16 protein-coding genes are annotated in these 23243 nt (G+C 36.0%); 9 read left to right on the top strand and 7 right to left on the bottom strand.

Annotated features, from left to right (window positions below; translation table 11 throughout):
• Positions 1-62: 62 nt before the first annotated feature.
• The 4 genes from P0077_RS17320 to P0077_RS17335 all read left to right on the top strand — a co-directional run bounded on the left by P0077_RS17320 (position 63) and on the right by P0077_RS17335 (position 8792).
• Positions 63-3602, top strand: a complete 3540-nt coding sequence (locus P0077_RS17320; protein ID WP_276166466.1) for a SusC/RagA family TonB-linked outer membrane protein — start codon at positions 63-65, stop codon at positions 3600-3602.
• A 9-nt stretch (positions 3603-3611) separates the two neighbouring features.
• Positions 3612-5117, top strand: coding sequence for a RagB/SusD family nutrient uptake outer membrane protein (locus P0077_RS17325; RefSeq protein WP_276166467.1), 1506 nt, complete (start codon positions 3612-3614; stop codon positions 5115-5117).
• A 249-nt stretch (positions 5118-5366) separates the two neighbouring features.
• On the top strand, positions 5367-7379 hold the full coding sequence (locus P0077_RS17330; RefSeq protein ID WP_276166468.1) for a S9 family peptidase: 2013 nt from the start codon (positions 5367-5369) through the stop codon (positions 7377-7379).
• A gap of 75 nt (positions 7380-7454) precedes the next feature.
• Complete coding sequence (locus P0077_RS17335) at positions 7455-8792, top strand: sulfatase-like hydrolase/transferase (protein ID WP_276166470.1); 1338 nt, start codon at positions 7455-7457, stop codon at positions 8790-8792.
• Positions 8793-8838: 46 nt separating this feature from the next.
• On the opposite strand, the gene P0077_RS17340 is transcribed toward P0077_RS17335, so the two are convergent.
• Together P0077_RS17340 and P0077_RS17345 are read right to left on the bottom strand one after the other, a co-directional pair.
• On the bottom strand, positions 8839-9633 hold the full coding sequence (locus P0077_RS17340) for a hypothetical protein (protein ID WP_276166471.1): 795 nt from the start codon (positions 9631-9633) through the stop codon (positions 8839-8841).
• 5 nt (positions 9634-9638) lie between these two features.
• Entirely contained in the window at positions 9639-11135 is a 1497-nt protein-coding gene (locus tag P0077_RS17345) for a tyrosine-type recombinase/integrase (RefSeq protein ID WP_276166472.1), read from the bottom strand.
• A gap of 483 nt (positions 11136-11618) precedes the next feature.
• Between P0077_RS17345 and P0077_RS17350 the strand changes: the two genes are divergently transcribed.
• Positions 11619-12056 (top strand): response regulator, encoded by a 438-nt coding sequence (locus P0077_RS17350; RefSeq protein ID WP_276166473.1) that lies wholly within the window; start codon positions 11619-11621, stop codon positions 12054-12056.
• 3 nt (positions 12057-12059) lie between these two features.
• Here P0077_RS17350 and P0077_RS17355 read toward each other — a convergent pair whose 3' ends face one another.
• The 4 genes from P0077_RS17355 to P0077_RS17370 all read right to left on the bottom strand — a co-directional run bounded on the left by P0077_RS17355 (position 12060) and on the right by P0077_RS17370 (position 15554).
• Complete coding sequence (locus P0077_RS17355) at positions 12060-13520, bottom strand: BLUF domain-containing protein (RefSeq protein ID WP_276166474.1); 1461 nt, start codon at positions 13518-13520, stop codon at positions 12060-12062.
• 132 nt (positions 13521-13652) lie between these two features.
• On the bottom strand, positions 13653-14894 hold the full coding sequence (locus P0077_RS17360; RefSeq protein ID WP_276166475.1) for a Y-family DNA polymerase: 1242 nt from the start codon (positions 14892-14894) through the stop codon (positions 13653-13655).
• Positions 14891-15241, bottom strand: coding sequence for a S24 family peptidase (locus P0077_RS17365; protein WP_276166476.1), 351 nt, complete (start codon positions 15239-15241; stop codon positions 14891-14893). Before P0077_RS17365 ends, P0077_RS17360 begins: the two co-directional genes overlap by 4 nt.
• A 37-nt stretch (positions 15242-15278) precedes the next feature.
• Entirely contained in the window at positions 15279-15554 is a 276-nt protein-coding gene (locus tag P0077_RS17370; protein WP_276166477.1) for a hypothetical protein, read from the bottom strand.
• Between the two features lie 296 nt (positions 15555-15850).
• On the opposite strand from P0077_RS17370, the gene ku reads away from it, so the two are divergent.
• Genes ku through P0077_RS17390 form a run of 4 tightly spaced genes read left to right on the top strand, consistent with a single transcriptional unit; the run spans position 15851 to position 22532 of the window.
• A complete protein-coding gene (ku, locus tag P0077_RS17375) occupies positions 15851-16624 on the top strand; it encodes a non-homologous end joining protein Ku (protein WP_276166479.1) in 774 nt (257 codons plus the stop codon).
• A gap of 3 nt (positions 16625-16627) precedes the next feature.
• Positions 16628-19045: a DNA ligase D gene (ligD, locus tag P0077_RS17380; RefSeq protein ID WP_276166480.1), complete on the top strand. Its 2418-nt coding sequence runs from the start codon at positions 16628-16630 to the stop codon at positions 19043-19045.
• A gap of 41 nt (positions 19046-19086) precedes the next feature.
• Positions 19087-21144 (top strand): ATP-dependent helicase, encoded by a 2058-nt coding sequence (locus P0077_RS17385; protein ID WP_276166481.1) that lies wholly within the window; start codon positions 19087-19089, stop codon positions 21142-21144.
• An 8-nt stretch (positions 21145-21152) separates the two neighbouring features.
• Entirely contained in the window at positions 21153-22532 is a 1380-nt protein-coding gene (locus tag P0077_RS17390; protein WP_276166482.1) for an exonuclease domain-containing protein, read from the top strand.
• 136 nt (positions 22533-22668) lie between these two features.
• Here P0077_RS17390 and P0077_RS17395 read toward each other — a convergent pair whose 3' ends face one another.
• Positions 22669-22818, bottom strand: a complete 150-nt coding sequence (locus P0077_RS17395) for a hypothetical protein (RefSeq protein WP_276166483.1) — start codon at positions 22816-22818, stop codon at positions 22669-22671.
• Positions 22819-23243 lie beyond the last annotated feature (425 nt).

The following is a 23243-nucleotide window of genomic DNA, read 5'->3' on the forward strand; positions in this document are numbered from 1 at the left end:
GCATCCCCTTTATTTATATCAATCAATCTAATTATTGATCAATATCAAACCAATTCAAAATTATGAAAAAAAGCGAACTTAAAAGGTTTTCGCTTAGAAAACAATTTCTAAGAATTATGAAAATCTACATCGTAATTGTATTTATTAGTCTCACAAAGCTATTTGCTACTAATGTTAATGCACAGACAATTACTTTAAAAGAAAAGAATTCAGAACTCAAGAGCATTCTTGATAAAATAGAAGCTACTAGCGGTTATCATTTCTTTTATAATAGTAGTATCGTAGACGTATCAGAAAGGACAACTATAGTTGTTAATGAGAAAGGTATAGAGCTTGTCTTAACGGAACTCCTATCCAATACTACAATAAGTTTTAAAATCTTCAAAAATCAGATTGTTCTGTTCCCTAAAAATGACCCTTCCGGTCAGGAATTTTTGAGATACTTAGAGGAACAGGAAAAACAACGTAATAATTCGTTGCAGTCTCCAAGTACGAATCTTAGTTCTTTTATGGGGAAAAATTTTCAAAACACCATTACGGGAACAGTGAAAGATGAACATGACGAACCTTTAGCAGGTGTGTCAATAGTTATACAAGGAACCACAACGGGTGTGCAAACTGATTTTGATGGAAATTATCAAATTATAGCAAACAAAGATGATGTGCTATTATTTTCATATCTCGGTATGGAGTCGCAAACTGTAACCGTTACTACAGAGAGTTCTATAAATGTTGTTCTTAAAGAGAATTCAACTGAGTTAAACGAAGTTGTAGTTGTTGCATACGGAACTTCAAGGAAAGAGGCAATAACTGGGTCTATATCTTCTATTGCCTCAGAAAACATTGAGAAAAGGAGCATTACGAATATATCAACTGTTATTGAGGGTTCTTCACCTGGAGTTATTGTTGCAGCACCTTCAGGGCAGCCGGGCTCAGGGCAAAGTATTCGCGTGAGAGGATTTGGGTCTTACGGTTCTTCAAATGATGTTTTATATGTGGTAGATGGTATCCCCATTAATGGAGACATAAGCAATTTGAATCCTTCTGATATTGAGAGTGTGAATATCTTAAAAGATGCAGGGTCAACAGCTTTGTATGGTAATAAGGCTGCTAACGGAGTTGTTCTGGTTACTACAAAAAGTGGGAAAAGCAAAGATGGAGAACTTAAAGTTAGTGTGTCTACGTCAACCATCAATAGAGGAACTAAAGAATATGATAGATTAGGGCCGGCAGATTTCTATGAAGCATATTGGGACGCAAGAAGAAACGCGATAGCAGTACCGGGTATTGCTAGTAATGCAGAATTAACTGCAGCCAATTTAGCATCGTCAGCTGGTATTTATGATGATCTGCTAAAGAATCCTTTTAATGTGCCAAATGACCAAATAGTTGGCACCGATGGAAAAATTAATCCTAATGCAAGTTTATTATACCCTGATGATCTAGACTGGGTAGATGCTCTTACCAGAACAGGAATAAGACGTACTGCGGACATGAGTTTCAATAGTAAATCAGAAAAAGGAGATCTATATGGCTCTTTAGGATATCTTGATGAAGAGGGGTATTTAATTAATTCAGATTTTAATAGAATTACAGGGAGAGTAAAGGGAAGCTATAAAGCAACGTCTTGGTTAGATGTGGGTATAAATTTATCAGGGTCACTTTCAAAAGCAAATCAGGCCCAAACCTCAGTTTCAGGAAGCACAATTAATCCATTCAGGTTTACCCGGAATATGGGGTCAATTTACCCTATTTACCAACATGATCCCGTTACAGGCGATTTTATCTTGGATGAAAATGGAGAAAGAACCTTGGACCTAGTAAGAGGGCCGGGAGCTAGTAGTGCTAGACATATATTATATGAAATAGAGAACGACACCCATTTGGAAGAGAGAAATCGACTTGATGGTAAAACATTTGCTAAAATACAGTTAGCAAAAGGGTTAACTTTTACAAACAACATGTCTTATGAGGTTGAAGATTTTTATGCAAGTGACTATTTCAATGCAGAAATAGGGGATGCAGCCCCTAGTGGAGAGGCTGCAAGAACTTATATACGTACTTCTACTGCAGCTTTCAATCAATTACTGACTTATAATTTTGATTTAAATTCAATTCATTCGTTTGATGTTTTGGCGGGTCATGAGACTCAAGATTTTACTAGGACATATTTGTATACTAACATGTCTTCACAAATATTTCAAGGTAATCAGGAACTAGCAAATTTTGTATCTCCAAATGGTACAACATCTTACATTGATAAAGTAAAAGAAGATAGTTATTTTGGAAGGCTTGGTTATAATTATGATTACAAATACTTTTTAAGCGGATCCATCCGTACAGATGGAAATTCCAAATTCGCCGATGGGCATAAGTGGGGTGTATTTTATTCTATAGGTGGTTCATGGAGTATTCATCGAGAAGATTTCTTGGCAAATGCGAGTTGGATTAATAATTTAAAAATTAGAGCTTCACAAGGAGAACTGGGGAACGCTAATTTAGGGGACGGTGTTTACTATCCCTATCTTCCACTCCTTGGGCTGGGCTACAATAATCAATCTGAAGCTGGTGTGCTTACAACTTCATTGGGTTCACCAGATTTGAAGTGGGAAAAGTCAGTACACACAGATGTTGCTATAGAATTCAGCTTTTTCAATCGATTGAGGGGATCTGTCGAATATTATAAAAAGCTCTCTAAAGATTTAATTTTTGCAGTACCACTACCTTTATCCGCGGGAGGAATAGTTTATGATGATAGTCAATTACAAAATGTTGGAGAGTTATATAATAAGGGGATTGAATTGTCTTTAACCTATGATATTATACAAAAGGAAGACATCGGATGGTCGACTACGATAAATGCCTCAACAATTCAAAATAAAATCACAAAGTTACCGGAAGGCCAAGAAGCCATTTTGACAGATGACAATAAAAGACTGGAGGTAGGAAGGGGTTTATTTGATTACTATTTACGTGATTGGTACGGTGTAGACCCTTCAGATGGCTCAGGATTATTTGTAGCCAATGACCCAACAGCTAACGATGTTAGAACTATAGATGGTGTATCTGTTACGCCATTTGCTAACAATGCAAAAGAAGTGTACGCAGGTTCTGTGCTTCCTGATCTCTATGGGTCAATCAATTCTAACCTAAGATATAAAAGTTTTAACCTGGGCTTCTTATTTACCTATCAAATAGGAGGGGATAACCTGGATCTTAATTATGGAAATCTAATGGCCACTGACACTTACGGAGCGGCTTTACATGCCGATGTAATAAATAGGTGGCAACAACCAGGTGATATAACAGATGTTCCAAGAGCGGACACTACTATGGACACTCAATGGCAACAGACATCCGACAGGTTCTTAACTGATGCGTCTTACTTAAGCTTGAGACAAATTAATGCGTCTTATAACCTTCCAGATACCTTGATTCAAAAAATGGGGGTTTCTAGTATCAGGTTCTTTGCCAATGCAGAGAATGTATTTAATCTTAATGCAAGAAAAGGTTTGAACCAGCAACAAGATTACAGCGGGAACACTTCTAATTTATATGTACCAGCTAAGTCATTTTCTATTGGATTAAACATAACGTTATAAAAAATTAAGATGAAAAATATAATTATAAAACTGACCCTGGCACTTGTTTGCTGTGTATTGATTACTTCGTGTAATAAAGAGTTTTTGGAAACCGAACCCACTAATCAAGTTTCGGCAGATCTTGCCGTAGAAACCACGGCTAATGGGATGATTCTTTTGAACGGTTTACATAGGTCTATGTATCATAAGTTCTACACACGAATAATTTTTAATGGAATTGGAAGTCAACTAATAATAAATGATCTAGCTGGTGATGATTTTGTTGATACCGGAAGTAATAATACATGGACAACCGTATACCAGTGGACTGCCTCTACAAGTGATACTGATTTATTTTCCGATTTTGCATGGAAGTTTTATTATCACTTAGTTGCCAATGCAAATATCCTTATTAATGGAATAGATGGTGCAACAGGTACTCAGGATGAAAGAGACTATATTAAAGGCCAAGCCCTTGTTTATAGAGCATTTGCGCATTATCAATTAGTTCAGTTGTTTGCAGAAAGATACAATCCGGAAGCTGATAATAAACAACTAGGTGTCCCCTATAAACTTAACACGGATGATTTATTGGTACCTAGAGAAACTGTGGAGAATGTTTATGGTTTGTTAAATACAGACTTAGATCTTGCCATCAAATTACTTGAGGGAGAAGGAAGATTGAACAAATCCCATATTAATCAATCGGTCGCCCTAGGAATTAAAGCTAGAGTTGCACTTACACAAGGGAATTGGGATGTTGCAATCACCAATGCAACGATGGCTCATGAAGGTTTTGCCTTAATGAATCAATCAACTTATGCTCAAGGTTTTACTAGCGATTCAGAGAGTAATCCAGAATTCATGTGGGCTTCTCAAATAATAGCAGGAGATCAAGCAATTCCTTTTTCCGATTATGGTGCTTGGGTTTCAAGAAATTTCAATGGAAATGCTGTCAGGGGGAATCCAAGAGCTATCACAAAAGTTTTATACGATAAAATTGCGGATAGCGACGTAAGAAAAACACTTTGGGACCCTACAGGTTTGCACCCTGATGTTGATTTGACCGATAACCACACACGACACCCTTACACAAATCAGAAATTTCTTGTTGAAGATATAGCAGATAGTCGGATTGATATTCCTTTAATGAGAGCTGCGGAAATGTATTTGATAATAGCAGAAGCAAATGCACGTAAAGGAGGAGCGGATGCGTTAGCTGCACAAGCATTGTTTGATTTTGCTTCAACCCGAGATTTAGAATATTCTTTATCAACAAATACTGGCCAGGCATTAATTGATGAGATTATGGTTCAAAGAAGGGTAGAACTTTGGGGGGAAGGATTTCGGTTTTATGATTTAAAACGTTTAAATCAAGATTTGGTAAGGGAAGTAGGTCTTGCGGATACGGGTACACATCAAGCATCGTTTATTGGAAATGTATCTTTTGTTCCTGCGGGCGACAAGAGATGGGTGTTTTTGATTCCGAAATCCGAAATTGATGCTAACCCTTTAGTTGAGCAAAATCCATTATAATATTATAGGATATTATGGGAGCTAGAAAATACTCTTTAAGATATCTATACATGAGACTTTGGCTTAAGAAACAGCTATCATAATTATTGACCCTGCAATTAATACAACTTTAAGGTATTATGAGCAGGGTTGTATAATTATTTTGTCTGGTTAACCAGTGTTTAAAGGAGCAGTTGAGAAAATTTTTGAGCTCCAAATTTGAATTGAAATATTTTCTATTCAATTCAACAGCAAATTAAAATTAACAAGATGATAAAATATTACTTACTTGGGATGGTCTTTCTAAATACATTGACTATTTACTCTCAGGAAGCGAAAAGGAACATGTCCATAAAAGACTTTTTAAGTATTCCTAGTGTCTCCAATATCCAAATTTCGCCGGACGGCAAATCGATACTATACATTCTAACCGAAAGTAATTGGAAAGCCAATAAACAAATAAAACACGTTTGGCAAGTAGATAGTAATGGTAAGCAAACAAAGCAAATAACCTTTGGTCTAGGAAATGAAAGTGAGCCTCTGTGGTCTCCAAATGGAAAATGGATCATTTTTTTATCTAAAAGAAATGCTGATAAGGGGAGTCAAATTTATTTGATGAAATCAGATGGTGGGGAGAGTAGGCAACTAACAAAACATAGCACTTCCGTTTCAAACCTGAGTTGGTCAACGAATAGCAAAAAAATATTCTTTATTGCTAATGATTCTATGACAGCCATTGAACAGCACTCAAAAACAGATAAGAATGATGTTTTTCCTTTTGAAGAAAATTATAAACAAAAACATTTATGGCAAGTAGATTTAGAAGCTAATAAGAAAAAAATTACTTCAGGGGATTATTCAATTTTGAATTATAGTATTTCAAATGACGGTAAAAAACTTGCTGTGCATAAATCACCTAATCCTCTTCCCGATTACTCGTTCCACAGTGAAATTTGGATGATGAATGAGGATGGAAGTAATGCAATTCAACTGACGGATAATAAAATCTCAGAAATAGCAAATAACAGACTTTTTAAAACGGGAGCTAGAATCTCTCCAAACAATAAAACCATTCTTTTTGTAGCTCCTGTTAACGATAAACTTGAAGAATACTACAATAATAAATTATTTCAATTGAATTGTTCTGCAAATTCAAATATTGATTTGCTAATAAAAGATTTTCCTTACGAAGTATCTGCAGCTGAATGGTCCTCAGACGGGCGAAGAATTTTTTTTGTTGCTAATATGGGGTCACAATCTCAGCTATGGGAATATCAAACATCAGCTAAGAAGTTAATTCAACTTACTCGAGGTGAGCATTCAATAGGGCAATGGACTTATAATCAGCGTGACGATGAGCATTTTTTAACCATTAAAACAATGGAAAACCCAGGTGATATTTATTCCTTTAAAAAGGGCAAGTTTAATCAGATTACTCATCATCATGATTCCTTAAGCGTGAAATTCAATTTACCAAAACAGGAGGTAATCAAATGGACAGGGTCTGATGGAGTTTCTGTAGAAGGATTAATATATTATCCACATAATTATAATAGTGATACAAAATACCCACTAGTTGTTCAAACACATGGTGGTCCAAGAGCTTCTGAAAAATATGGAATGTCATTACGATATACTACTTATGTACCGGTTCTTACCGGCTTGGGTTATGTAGTGTTACAACCAAACTATAGAGGTAGTACTGGTTATGGCGACGAATTCTTACGAGGTATGGTAGGTGGGTATTTTAATGAATCTCACCTAGATGTAATGGCAGGAGTTGATTTGCTTATAGACAAAGGTATTGCGGACGCAGATAAAATGATAAAAATGGGTTGGAGTGCCGGCGGACACATGACCAATAAATTGATTACATATACGAACCGGTTTAAGGCGGCTTCTTCAGGAGCAGGTGCTGTCAATTGGATAAGTATGTATTCTCAAAGTAATGTTAGAAATAATCGAAACGAGTGGTTTGGTGGTTCTCCATGGCAAAAAAATGCACCTATTGAGGCTTATTGGAACAGTTCTCCATTAAAAGATATAAGTAATGTTGAAACACCAACACTTGTTATAGTTGGTGAAAATGACCCTGTTGTTCCAATGCCTCAGTCTGTAGAGTTATTTAGAGCATTGAAAAGTAATAATGTACCTACTCATCTATATATTGCTCCTAGAGAGGGTCATAGATGGATGGAATTAAAGCATCGTTTGTATAAGATAAATGTGGAATTAGAATGGTTTGCTAAGTACGCACTTGGTAAATCGTATGAATGGGAATAAGGGCGAAAGCATTTTATCAGCCAAATATTTAAACTTCAAAAAAGTAAATCATTTGTTCAAGAAACATAACTGATTATGAGAAAAATAATAGTATTGTTATTAATTAGTACATTCTTTTTATCATGCTCCGATAAAAAAAAGGAAATTGAAAAGACCCCGAATTTTATAATTATAATGGCGGACGATTTAGGGTATGGAGATATTTCTTGTTATGGTAGCCCTCATACAAAAACTCCCCATATAGATCAATTAGCAAATGAAGGGACTAGGTTTCTTGATTTTCACTCTAACGCTCCTGTTTGCAGTCCAACAAGAGCTGCTTTTATGACAGGAAAGTATCAACAGCGGACAGGAATAGAAGGAGTTGTTACTTCCAAAAAACATAGAGATGTAGGCCTAGGCCTAAAAGAGATTACCATTGCAGAAGAATTAAAAAAATATAATTATAATAACGGCATTTATGGAAAATGGCATTTAGGGTATTCAAAAAAATATAACCCTATGAATCAAGGGTTTGATGATTATGCAGGGTTTGTTAGCGGAGGGATAGATTATCACGGCCATATTGACCAAGAAGGATACTTAGACTGGTGGAAAGGAACAAAAATGGAGAATGAAGATGGGTATGTTACAGATTTAATAACACAATACGGGGTAAAGTTTTTAAAAGAAAATGATCCTAAGAAAACAAATAAACCCTTTTTCTTATATCTACCACACGAATCTCCTCACAGACCCTATCAAAGGCGCATAGACAGAGTATTGAGAGAAGTTGGTAAGGCGGGTACTCTAGCGGTTCAAGATAGTATTCAAAGCATTTATCGAGAGATGGTAGAGGTTATGGATGAGGGAGTGGGTGAAATAATGGAGGCCTTAAAAGAAATTGGAGAGTATGATAATACAGTCGTAATTTTTTTGTCTGACAATGGAGCTAATGAATATGGTAGCAATGGTGTGTTAAGGGGATTTAAAAATGAAGTTTATGAAGGTGGTAGTAGAGTTCCTGCAATTATTAGTTATCCAGGTCATATAAAAGCGGGTATTGTTAATGATCAAACGGTTCTTACAATGGATTTACTTCCCACTGTACTTGATTTAATTCAAAAAGAACCAACTGCGAATTACATAGATGGTATTAGTATCAAAAACAGCCTTTTAAATGAATCTGACCTGCCTGAAAGGGATGTTTTTTTTGCATATGGAAACTTAAGTTTTGTGAGAAGTGGTAAGTGGAAAATGATTCGGATAAAAGAAGACAATGGCTTTAATTATGAACTTTATGATTTGATAAATGACCTTTCTGAAAAAAATAATATGGCTTTAGAAAATTCAACTTTACTTAATACTATGAAGAATAAACTTTTACTTTGGGAGAAAGAGGTCAGAAAGGGAGCAGAAATAATAACTCAATAAACTAGTTTACGGGTAAACTTAAATATTTGTCTCTAGGTAAAAAAAATTAAGTTTTATTCTTTTCAGCCTGCTTAATAAAAACCGTATCAATCAAAAAGGTGGTGACTTCTTTATCTGAAATTAAGGGAAGGCGTTTTTTCTTTTTGATAGGTTTTTCTACAGTCTCCGGAATTGTTTCACTTTTACTTTCATCTATCGAACTAGAATCTTCAGTTTCAAAATAGAACTGCTCATTGAAAATTGTCAGGATTCTTCTTGAAGCTTCAAACTGCAATATTTCATAAAGAATAGAACTTTTAGCAATCAGCGAGTCATTAAAATAACTAGCATCCCCAATAAGAAAGTGGTTGAGGTGTATTGGATTTTGAGTAGCCAAATTTTCCTGTAAAACCTCTTGCCGCATATTAAAAAGCTCTGTTTTTTTGGCTCTACTCACGATGGGGTACCCGTCACTAGACCTTTTGATACGGATAACATCAAACTTATCCTTAATGGTGAGTTGTGCAATTTCTCTGTAATAGCTGTGTGCAATATTTTTGGTCTCTTTCTCATCATGTCCTTGTATATCTTCTTCGTACATATAAAAGAATCCAATCAGTGAATTTTCTAAAACATTCTCATATACCTTTAAAAGGTAATCGTAAAACTCTTTGGTCAATGCGGTATTAGGTACATATACCGGGTCACTATTTTCTTGAGAAATAGAATTAGGACTACCATCTAGGGTTAACGATACCCGATTTACTTGTTCAAAAACACCATTGGAAAGCTGTATTTCTTTCAGTTCGTTTATGCTCACCGAGTTTAAATCTAAACCTTTGAGTAGTCCGTAATAGCTCATGAAATCTAATTGTTTTCTGTTTGATGTAAAAGATTAGAATAGTCTTCGGGTAAAGCCGCATCTATATCTCGCAAATATCTATCTAAAGCCTCGCGTGTGGAATGGCCTGTTATGAGCATTAACCGACTTTTGACTACTTCTGGGGTGCTGGTTTTCACCATCTCCCTGTAGAGCCTTGTAATGAACGTATGTCTAAAACTATATAAGCCATAATCTTTGCCTAGTTTAAAATGGTCCTTAACCTTTTTGAACCGTTTGGTAAAGTAATTCCGCTTTTCGGTCTCGGAGACGGTCCATTCTCCACCAATTCCATTGGGAGTAAATAAATAGAGTTCCTTTTTCATTTGTGAAATGTCAGGTATTCTATCCAGCATTATTTTAGGGATAATCTTCACCTTCACCGGTTTGTTCTTTGCTTTTACATATAATTTTTGATCATGTATATCTATATCCCCGATCTTCAATCTGCATACTTCAATAGGGCGAAGAAAGTTGTAGGAGACGAACTGAACGAACAAACGTAGCAACGGGTCGTTCTCCTTCATGTGGTTGTCAATATCCCGTACCAATTGCGGTGTGTAGGTCTTGTTACGTGTTGGAACTGATTTTAGATTGTTGATTTTTAGAATAAAATTGTCTTCTATCAGTTCATTGTCTTCTAAGGTGGTAAAGAAAGAACTTAATGCCGATCTAGCATTATTTCTGGTCCTCGGGCTAGTTCTTTGGAGGACGGCATTCAGATGTTTAATAACTACTTTTTTCGTTACATTTTTAATGTCGGAAACATCAACCTCGTTTTCCCCCAGCCATCGTTGAAATTGAAGTATTCGGTTCTCATATTTGGAATAGGAGTTTACGTTAAGCGTACTCTTTTTTATTTTCAATCCAAGCGCAAAAGCCTCTGCTACGGACATCTGGGGTTCTGACTCCACTTCTTTGGTTTCCGGTTTGACCTCTTCTTTCAATTCTATACGGTTATCGTCCAAAGCGGAAAATATGTCAATTTCTATAGGACCCGGAGGAGGAGTTGGCGTTTCTTTGATAACTTCTTTTGTTACGGGAACAGGAGGTAGAATTGGCTTTTTTGGTGGCTTTTGAGTGGTTTCTGAACTAAGGTCTGTACTTTCTTGTGTACCGTTCTTAATCCTGTTTTCCAATTCTATATTCCTTTCATATGGATTGAAGCCTTCAATTAAAAGAAAGTGTAGTTTGGTCCTAATAATTTTAAGAAAAGAAAGTCGGTCTCTTTTATTCGTGTGAAAATTTGCACCTGCCTTAATGTTGGGTTGGCGTTTTAATAATCCGGTATCAGGATTTCGGAACGAAAAATAAACATACCAAGGTTTACTAAGAGCTTCTTTTTGTTCTGATTTAGAGAGCTTGGACCATTGGTCAATATCCACTCCGCCCGTGAAAATTTTGGGTTCGGTATAGGTCGGTTTCATTGTAAAAGTATGTACTGTTTCGTGTACGCTCTGCAAAAGTACGGAAATAGAAGGCATAAAAAAACGGCTTGTGAGTACACAAACCGCTGTTTTTACTGGTTTTAAGCCTTGTAGCGAGAGGGGGGCACAATCCCCCGACCTCCGGGTTATGAATTTGGAAAAATATCCAAATTTTAGGCTATTTTAATATAAATGCTGGTAAACTGTTTACCGAATTGTTTACTGTGTTAGTACTAATTTTAGTTAATGCGTAAGGTAAACAATAACAATATCCAAAGCAATTATTTGTTCAGATTTAGAACTTCGGGAGAACAGGTAGTACTGGTAAAAAGAATTCAATTATACCTCTCTTAAGTGAATAGAATTTGGAATAATTATTTAATGTTTCGTTCATATTTGTCATAAAGTAACTGTGTCCAAATAAGTAAAACTGCATAACCTAAAACTGTTACAGGTTTATTGTATTTCGTTAAATGTATTGTAGCTAAAGGTTTAACTTTATTAAATACAGAAAGTACATCTTTCACTTATAGAATTATTATGATTGATTATAGTATGATTAGCCCATTAGCTTATGCCGACGATGATGAAGACGATAGAATGTTCTTTGAGGAGGCGATGCAAGAAATATTTCCCAATATTAAAATGAATTTATTTCCTAATGGGAAATCACTGTTGACCTTTATCGTGTCTAATTTATCGGCTGGAATTCTTCCTAGATTAATTTTTTTAGATTTGAACATGCCCGTAATGAACGGAATCGAGTGTTTGTCCGAATTAAAAAAAAATAAAATATTGACTGAAATTCCTGTTATTATATATTCAACCTCTTCATCTGAGGGGGATAAGCGTAAACTTATGGAAATGGGAGCGATATGTTTTTTGACTAAAGAAACCTCCCTAAGTCGGATGCAGTCACAGTTAAAGCAAATCGTTGAGGATTTGTGCCAAAAAGAACTGTTACCAAAAACAACCTAAAAGTTATGCGGCGGAGTTGTTGGAATTAACTTTAATAATAGTTCTCACTTTTCTCCAAAGGTTCTCAGAATCCATAGCGCTTTTATCTAATTTTCCAAGAAGATTACTTAATTCAAGATTTTTAGTATTTCCTTGAATATCTACTTTTAACACTCCTTCGTCACTAATAGTTGCTAAAGCCCAGTTATTAAACTCACGTTTAATTTTAAAACCTTGCCACATGATTTGAATATCTTTATGCCTTCTGTCATTGCAAATATTCTTGAACAAGGCCAGGACTTCTTTTTTAGGACCTTCAATAATTTGAAAGAAGATATTACGGTGAAAAATAATACTACCCGTTATTTGAAATTGAGGGTTGAAAGATCTCGCAATATTAATGATATTATCAACATCCTTACCATCAATGGAATCTACGGCCAATGAGCGATAACTTATATCATATAACAGATTGGCCTCTTCATAACTTTTTCTAAAGACACTAGGAGAGTTGCCAAAGGTATCCGAGAAAATCTTAGAAAAATAGCTTTTACTCTGGTATCCTACGGCAAAGCAAATCTCTGAGATATTCATTTCTGTAGAATGCATTAATTCTTTACTGTGCTCTAAGCGAAGCCTAGTGAGATATTCATTTGCCGAATAGCCATATAAAAAACGAATGCCCGATTGCAGTTTTTTTGGTGAAATCCTTAAGTGTAGACTAATCTCATCAATAGAGACTTTTTCCGAAATGTTCTCTAAAACATAATCACCAATATAAGTAATTCTTGAAAGTTCGGATTTGGTTAAAGCTGGCTTGAAATTATCGCTATTACTATCGTGTTCATGAGCCTCTATCTGTGATCCCAACATTCTTAGAATAGCTCCTTCGGTAATCAATCTGCCAATTATATCCGTTCTTTCATTCTCTACTATAATATCTGCATAAGTTCCAATTCTAGCATCTATATCGCCAAAATATCGGAAGGGTTCATTTTCCTTGTCAAGCTTAAAACTTTCAGCTAAATCTTGAACCAATTTGAGTTTGCTGGAGATTTTACTTTTCTTAAGTAGTTTTGGGTTGATTATAATATAGCAGCATTTATAGTCTATGTTGCCGGGGATTATAAACTCTGAACTACTATTTGGTTTGCTGATTATGACAAAATTCTGCCCTTGGCGGATTTTTTTATAATCTTCATCTTTTGGAAACTTCTGTAGTTGATAACCTGATATATTATAACCGAAGTAATAAGGTTTGTCATCGGTGAAATTCATATTAATCACCAAATCTTTCGTAAAGTTTATATTATATATCCAAGAAGTGAGACCTGGTAATATCTCATATAAACTAATGTACCCAATGCCGTTTTCATTTTCAATGGACATTTTGGCGGCACCTAAGTTCTCAAGTAAATCACCGTCAAAATGAACCGAAAATTGACGTAACATATCAAGAGGACTTTCTTCTCTTAACCTTAACATTCTTAGTGTTTTTTTCAAAAATAAAAACATCCGAATAAAATGTTTAACGTTATTCGGAAAATTTAACGTTATTCAGCCAAAATTTCATTCTTTGCTTTTAATTTTTGAAGAGCCAATAGTTAATAGTTCATTTCATTGGGTGGTAAATCTTGGACTACGGTGGTCTTTTATAAGAGCCCATTTCTTACTTCGGTTACCCACCATAGCCATTTTAATTTTGTTCTTACCGTATTTATTATTCAGGTCATCCATAACGTTTGTAATAGAGCTACTCTCGCTTTTATGGGGGGGGTCGAACAAATTTGTTTGTACCTCGCTTCGGTTGACCAGATGAGTAAGATTTACTCCAACTTTTTTATAGCGATAGCCTGGCTTATAGATTTTTCTTAAACCCTTAAGGGCTTCTTTGGTAAGCTTAATGGTACTATCCGTTGGAGAATTTAAGTTAATTACAATTTTATTGGAGTATTGTTTATCTATCTCACTATGTTGATTGGTCTGCAAAGAGACTTCTAGCTGAGAAGCAACACTTTGCTGTTGTCGTAATAAATCGGCAACTTCGGACACATAATAACTACAGGCTTCTTCAATAAGTGTAAAATCCGTTAATTTAAAACCAAAGGATTTAGCGGTACCTATTCCTTTTTTTGCATTCGGTTCCGTCACCATTTCTAGGCATGGCACATTATTAAGTTCTCTCCATAAACGTTCGCCAATAACGGTCATTTCCTTTCGTACCCATGACACGGGCATATTGGCAAAGTCAAGTGCTGTAACAACATTGATTTTCTCTAAACGAATGGCGTGTTTTTTTCCTATTCCCCATATGTCTTTGACCTTAAGATTTCTTAGTAAATGTTTCCTCTTTTCTTCCGTATCAACTACATATACATTATTATTTGAAGCAATTTTTTTCGCATACTTATTGGCTAGTTTTGATAGTGATTTGGTTTTTGCTATTCCAACCCCAACAGGTATTCCTGTGTTTTTATGAACGGTATCCTTTATTTTATGGGCGACGGAATCATATTCTCCATTTTTGAATGAACTTAGGTCTACAAAGCTCTCATCAATGCTATACTCTTCCACAATAGGAGAAAACAGTTCTAAAGTATCCATTACCCTTCTAGACATATCACTGTACAAGGTATAGTTAGACGAAAAGTACGTGACATTATTCTCATCAAGTAACTTTCGTATTTTAAATATGGGTTGAAACATAGGTATTTCAGCCAATGCCTTTGCTTCTTTGTTAGCGGCAATAATACATCCATCGTTATTACTTAAAACAACAACAGGTTTGTTCATTAGGTCCGGTCTAAACACCTGCTCACAGGAAGCATAAAAACTATTACAGTCAACTAATGCAATCATCTAGATTTTATGATATAAGTTATAATACCCCAGATATTTAATTCTCTATCACCGGCTCCATCAAATTCAAGAATTGTAAATGTATCGTCAACAGTGGCCAGAATGAGCTTGTTCATTTTCGGTGATAATGATTTATCAACAATTAGAACATCACTTTCATCTATATCAAACTCCTGAAAAGAATCACCTTCAACCCGGATAAAAAATGTAGAAGAGGAATTGGTAACCAATTCTTCGTTTAGGTCTATTCTAGGTTCTTGATAATGGGTTGCAGGACTTGAAAACCCAGTTTGGGTTGGTCTTTTGACCCTATGACCATTTGTTGATTTTTTTATCAAACTTGCCATAATATTCATCTTTCTAATGGTTTATATATTTTAATTTCTAAGATTTCCGCTCTCTTACCCATTGTTCGGTTGGCACGCTCCAAAAACCCAATACGGACATGATTTTAAATACTGCACGTGATGGATATCTGTAGTACAGGTAAATGTTACTGGTGTCGGTTTCATACTCAACAAAGAAACCATGCATGGATAGTGGCTTATTTGTAGATAGTCCGGCATCGCTTAATGCACACTCATACCGTTCTTTACCAATCTCTTTCAGAAGGACTTTAATGGCACTAATATCATGGTTTCGAAATACTGTAATGGACATTTTCCAAATTTCAGGATATATTCCAAAATATTTGCTTTATTTTTGAAAATGTTATCAACAATATATAATGAACTGACTATGGTCGGTGGGGTGTATTGATTTAGGTGTTTAACCTTATAAGGTTAAATAATAAACACTTTGAGTCACTTAGTTATACAGACCTGCCCTAATTTATACCAGATAAAAAAGGATGAACTTGGGTAAATAAATGTGGTCAGTAAGAATTAATGCTATATGCCGAGGGAGACCAACAAAAGAGTTCAAGAAATATATTAAGTAACATAAAGTAAAATTCTATGAGATCAATATGGAACGGCTCAATAAGCTTCGGTTTAGTATCTATTCCTATCAAGCTATTTTCAGGTTCTGAAGATAGAAAATTGGATTTGGACATGTTGGATAGCCATGACGGAGCTCGAATACGCTATAAAAGAGTAAATGAGGACACGGGGAAAGAAGTGGAATGGAAAGACATTGTCAAAGGTTATAAAAAGGATGATGAATATATCATATTGGAAAAGGAAGATTTTGAAAATGCCAATATGAAAAAAAGTAAGACTATCGATATTGAACAGTTTATAGAGGCCGATGAAGTCTCGGATGTTCTTTTTAAAAAACCATATTTCATTAAGCCTCAAAAGGGAGGAGAGAAATCGTATGCATTACTCAGAAATGCGTTAAAGAAGACAGAAAAGCTCGGAGTTGCAACATTCGTTATGCGTCAGAAAGAGCATCTATCTTTAATTGGGGTTTATGAAGATGCACTTGTCTTGCACGTAATTAGATTTGAAGACGAAATTAGAAGTACGGCCGAACTTGAGTTACCTAAAACGAAAATCGCCAAAAAAGAAATGGATATGGCTATTTCTCTAATTGATCAGTATACCGAGGTATTTGATTTTGCGAAATTCAAGGACATTTATAATGACCAGCTTCTGAAAATAATAGAATCGAAATCTTCCGGAAAAGTTTCCAAACCAGAAAAATTTGAATCAAAACCGACACCGGCAAAAGATTTAATGGCGCAGTTAAAGGCTAGTTTAGAAAAACGTGATAAAAAGGCATCATAACGAGTGAATTTAAAGTCGTATCATAATAAAAGAGATTTTAAGAACACTCCCGAACCACAAGGGGGCCTTCAACCTGTATCTAATACACAACGGTTCGTTATTCAACGCCATGCCGCTAGTAGGTTGCATTATGATTTGCGTTTGGAAATAAATGGAACTCTTAAAAGTTGGGCTATTCCCAAAGGTCCTTCTATGAACCCTAGCGATAAAAGATTAGCTGTTAGAACGGAGGACCACCCTATTGAATACCTTAATTTTCAAGGCACTATTCCAAAAGGGAATTATGGTGCAGGTAAAATGATTATATGGGATACCGGTACTTTTAAAATAGATGATACCGAAACGGATAAAAGTCTTTCTGAACAACTAGCGATCGGCAATATAAAATTACTGTTTTACGGGAAAAAAATCCGTGGGCGTTTTGCTTTGGTTCGCACAACTTCAAAAACTGATACGGAGCAATGGTTACTACTGAAAAAGAAAGATGAGTTCGCTATTACAACTTTTTACGATGCCGAAACCCTAGTACCCATTTCGGAGAGTAAATCTAGCAAAAACAATGATGAGATAAAGCCTGGCAGGATACTACAACCTATGCTGGCTTCTAGTACTAAAGAAATTTTTAATGACCCTAATTTCATTTATGAACTAAAGTGGGATGGGTATAGGGTTATTTCCCAAATTGCTAATGGAAAAGTGCTATTGCAATCACGTAACGGTATTAATTACAACACAAAGTTCGAAAAATTATATGAGGAGTTAGGAGCCATAGAACATGAAGTTATTTTAGATGGAGAGGTTGTTTTGGTTGATGCTAATGGCGTTTCACATTTTGGGGAATTACAAAATTACCCTAACGCCAAAGGCGAACTTCGCTACTACGTTTTTGACATGCTGTATCTCAACGGCCACAGTATGCTCGATTTAAAATTGTTAGAGAGAAAAAGTCTCATTAAAGAGGTTATAGATGGATTGGTAATTACCCAATACTGCGACCATATAGAAGGTATGGGTGCCGCATTGTACAACAAAGCAATTGAGGCAGGTATGGAAGGCGTAATGGCCAAGGAAAAGAATTCAAAGTATACGATTGGCTATCGGACGGAAAAGTGGTTAAAGGTTAAGGGAGTACAAAGTGTCGATGCCATTGTTTGTGGATATAGCGAGTCCAATAATAGCCCCCAATTAATTGGTTCGCTCATACTGGGCCAGTATGAAAACAATGTACTGAAGTATATCGGAAATTGTGGGTCTGGTTTTTCTGACAAGAGCCGAAAAGAACTTCAAGAATCACTTAGAAATTTTGAGATAGAAAAAAGTGTGTTTGAAAAACAAATACCTTTAAAAGGGAGGAAAGCACATTGGTTAGAACCTATATTTGAATGTGAGGTAACTTTTTCGGAGCGTACAAAAAATGGTTTTCTAAGAAACCCCATTTTTAAGAGGTTTACGACTGCTTTGCCCGAAACTGTTTCGAAAGAGGTAACACCAGCCAAATATAAGGTAAGTGCTAAGAAAGAGGTGATTACCATTGATGGTTTAAAGGTTCCTATCAGTAACTTGAACAAAGTCTATTGGCCGCAAAGCCACTTGGTAAAGTATGATTTAATTGATTATTATCTGAATATAGCTGATTTTATATTGCCGCATTTGGTAGATAGGCCACAAAGTTTGCATAGACATCCCAATGGTATTGAAGAGGAAAGCTTTTACCAAAAAGACAATGATAGTTTGCCCGATTGGTTCGAAACGGTTTCCATTTATTCGAAATCCTCTGAACGTGAAATAAATTATTTAATGTGCCAGAATACGGCATCATTAATTTATATGGCTAATTTGGGTTGTATCGAAATTAATCCTTGGAGTTCAAAAGTGTTTAGCCTTGATTATCCCGATTACGGAATTATAGATTTAGACCCACCGAACGGTTTTGACTTTAAAAATGTGGTGCAAGTAGCACAGGAGTTTCGTAAAATCCTGAAGGATATAAAGATTGAAAGCTTTTGCAAGGTTTCGGGTTCAAAAGGTATCCACATTTATCTTCCTATGGCACAGAAATACACTTATGAAGAAGTAAGAAATTTTGTAAAACTGATATGCCATTTGGTAGAGGAGAGGTTGCCGAAACTAACTACGTTAGAGCGGACCATAAAAAAGAGAAACGGAAAAATTTACTTGGACTATCTACAAAACAGAAGGGGGCACACCATTGCTGCTATTCATTCGGTAAGGCCTGTTGAAAAAGCACCTATATCGGCACCTATCTTTTGGGACGAGCTGAATGACAAACTTAGTTCACGTAAATTTTTGATGAAAGATTATCCAAAACGATTGGAAAAGCATGGAGACCTATTTAGCAAATTGATTAATGCCGACTTTGACATGCAAGCTACATTGTCGAATATTAATGATTTTGATTAATTTATAGTACACAATTATATTCTAGCATAGAAAGTATTTTAATGACCCAGAAAGAACTTAACAAAGAACAGCTCAAGGTCGTAGAGTTTTCGGGCAAGCACCTTTTAGTATTAGCCGGCGCAGGAACCGGTAAAACCCGAACGATTATTGGTAGGGCGACATATCTAATCGAAAACGGTGCAAACCCTTCTAAAATTCAGATTCTAACGTTCACAAAAAAAGCTGCTAATGAAATCGTGGAACGGGTAAAAGCAAGTTTGCCACAGTCTAGCAGCCGTTCATTGAACGGTGCGACTTTTCACTCTTGGTGTAACCAATTGATAATAAAATACCCAAACCTGTTCGGTGCGGCCAACTTTACCGTAATTGATCCTGATGACCAATTAGGTCTTATGAAAATGGTTTCCGGTAACCATAGTGATGTATACGGAAAGCTAAGGATAAAACCGCAACAATTATTGGACACCTATTCGTACGCACGAAATACAAAAAAAAACCTAACAGAATCCCTACGTGCTTTGATTTACAAGGGTAAGGAAGATAAGGATACCGAGTATGAGATTACGGCAATGAAACCTAATGTGGAAACGTTGCTAAGGGCATATCAGAAAAAAAAAATGGAGCAACGGTATCTAGATTATGATGATTTGTTGCTCGTGGTCTCAACACAGTTAAAGTCCAATCCTGATGCAAGAGAGCTACTTTCTCAAGACCTTGAATACCTACTTGTTGATGAAATGCAGGACACGAATCCTTTACAGTGGGAGCTATTATCTCCATTTATAGACATATGTAAGCTGTTCTGTGTGGGTGATGATGCACAATCCATATATTCTTTCCGTGGTGCGGATTTTAAGAATGTACACCAGTTTAAGGAGCGGGTAAAGGATTCTGAAGTATATAAGCTAGAGAAAAACTATCGTTCCACTCAAGAAATCCTGGACATATCAAACTGGCTGTTGGATAAATCTCCAATTGATTACAAGAAGAAACTGCAATCGGCAAGAGGTGCTGGAGAACTCCCTATTTTATTAAATGTCAGTGATGAATGGCAAGAAGCAAATTGGGTCGCAGATGAAGTGCTGAAAAACTATACGGATGAAGACCGTCAATTTTCTGACCACCTTATTCTGTCTCGTTCACAATTCTATACGAAAACATTACAGGCCGTGTTTATTAGGCGGAAGATACCCTATGTTACCTATGGAGGGCGAAAATTTTTACAAGCGGCACATATAAAAGATTTGGTTTCATTACTAAGAATTGTTAACAACCCTTATGACGAAATAGCGTGGGTTCGTTTCCTTACCTTTTGGGAGGGCATCGGAGAAGTTAGGGCATCTAGAATCATGGCGATTATAATTGCTGACGAAGGGAAAACCGATATTCCGACTTTATTGAAAAAAGCCATACCAGGGGATGATGGAATAAAAATCTCAGAGTTATATAATGCCGTACAAAAAGAAAAGGGGAAGGTCGGCAAAATGGTAGATATTGCTTATGACGCTATGTCGTTGGGACTAGCTTATAAATATAGAAAAGATTGGATTGAAAAACGGAAAGGAGATTTTCCTGTATTAAAACTATTGGCGGACAGTTATTCAAGTCTTGGGGAATTTATCGGTGAGGGTCTGTTGGATAATGCCGATAAAATGAATGGGGCTCCCGTGTTAAGCGAATCACAATTAGATACCGCAGAAATTAAAGATCATGTAATAATTTCTACTATCCATTCGGCTAAAGGTCTAGAAGCAGATGTTTGTATTGTATTGAATGTATCCCCAAAATCATTTCCATCTTCATGGTCTTTAGATGATTTGGATGCTATTGAAGAAGACCGCAGGGTTTTGTATGTGGCACTTACGCGTGCGAAGAATAGATTGATTATCACGAGGAATACCGCATCGATTGCGGCTATTCATGGCAAATCTATACCTACGGCTAAGGGTCAACAATCCGATGATGCTGAAACATATTTTTTGATGGCTATTCCCCAGAGATTGGTCAAGCAAGAAACGATAGGTCATGATTTTAGAACCGTTAGAGACGCCCCGGAACCGAATAATATTGATTTGTCCTCTGGGATGGACTTTAGTTAGGATGCACTATGTTAGAAAGAAAATTTGCGGTGGTTACATTAACCACATTTGGTTATAAACCAAAACCTTTGAGAATTGTACAGTTGACGATAAGTAAACTTAAAGACGGCAGCTACGAACCCGTATTATCAACGAATATCAATCCTGAAGAGCAAATACCGAACTACATACAGCAAAAAACTGGACTGACTGATGAGGTTTTATTAAAAGCACCATGTTTTCTAGAGTTGGCAGAAATTATTTTTAAGGAACTTGAAGAATACGTTATAGTGGGGCATAACGCTTCTTTCTTGCATTATGCGCTACAGTCTGAGTTCAGGGATGTAGGGTTAACCTTTAAGTTACCACAATTATGCACTCAAAGGCTCGCTAAAAAGCTAATTCCGGATATGTTGAGCTATGAACTATCTTATCTGTGTGGGGTGCTTGGTATACCGTTATATAATAATGACGATGTGATAGATTTAAATCGGGCGGTATCCATTATGTTCGATAGACTTTTACAACTTGATGAGCAAGGGAAAGTAGTGTCCCAGCTTTTAGCACCAAAGGAAAAGAATAGAGTGGCAATGTCAGCAAACATGGAGAATTCCCAATTGACCAGTTTGCCCAGTGAACCAGGCATTTATAAGTTTCAAGATCAGGAAGGTGAAGTAATTTATGTAGGTAAGGCTAAGAATATCAAGAAACGGGTATTAAGCCACTTTAGTAATACAAGCGATAAAGAAGTCCTGCTTTGTGGGGCTACGTACAAAATCGATTTTGAAATAACGGGCAATGAGTTGATAGCGTTGTTACGAGAAGCAGATTTAATCCATAGTCTTGATCCGGTTTACAATTACATTCAAAAAAAGGAATACGTTACCTATCATATCATTCCGCAAAAGAATAAAAAGGGTATACTTCAATTAAAAATAGAAAGAAGACCATTTGAACATACGCCAACAGAAGTATTTCTCAAGAGAGGGGATGCAATAAATCGGTTAATTGAATTAACAACGAAATTTGAATTATGTCCTACCTATTCAGGTTTAAAGAGTAAACTTGGTTCTTGTAGGTTTGGTGATATATATACCTGTAAGGGAATTTGTAAAGATTCAGAAAATATTTCGGATTACAACCAAAAAGTGGAGAATGCTTTACAGTACTTAAATAATGAAAAAGAGAATTACGTAATTTTTGAGAAAGGTCGTGCTAATGATGAACGCAGTTTTGTTTTAGTTCAACATGGTGTTTACCAGGGCTACGGATTTTTAGATGATTCATGTTCCATTTCCGGAATTGACGACTTGCAGAACATGATGACACCAAAGAGACATACATTTCATTCGGCAAATATTATTTCAGCCTATAAAAAACGCAATCCTAAGAATGTCAAAACTTTTTAACAATCTTGAAAAGGCACGTTTAATTTCTAATGTATTCTTTCTAATTCCTAAACGCAATAGAGTATAGGCTATTTATTTACTATAAATGCGTGGATAACGCCAAGTAACTGTAGCCTTCCGTAAAAGCCCGGATTCTCTAATTATGACCGGTACCTAAATATGGGAGGAGGTCACCATCTACAAAACGGTCAATTGTACGCACTGAATTTTCCTCGGCGATCATATCATCCAGACAAGTGGTGTAGAAGGTTAGCTGGGTACTGGATTGTTTCTGTTGATACTCCATACTTAAAGATAAGGAATATCGAACCTTGCGAGGTAAAGCTATCTTTAAGTATTGAGACAGTCTGACGTTTTGGCCATGCTCAGTGCGGGAGCAAACTAGCGTTTGGTTTCCGCCTCGCACAGAGCGAAATCTTTTGGTTTTGTTTTTTCTTTTTTTGTATTAAAGCGAAATTCCAAAGATTTCGCGACCTTATAAAAATACGCAAACCCTAGCGTTTAAGTTAGAAGTCCGTATTGTTTATAGGTTGTGTTGTAGCACGTTTTTATTTATTTGTTTAATTTTTCTTTGATTAATATGAAGCTCAATATTGAAAAAATACATATCCCAACAGTCAATAATCCATATTTGAGTAATCCCGTAAATAATACAGAAACAAACTTTGAAGTATATTGATTATAACGAAATGTACTCCATTGTTTAGTAAG

The organism is Zobellia alginiliquefaciens (assembly GCF_029323795.1).
Classification (GTDB): Bacteria; Bacteroidota; Bacteroidia; order Flavobacteriales; family Flavobacteriaceae; genus Zobellia; species Zobellia alginiliquefaciens.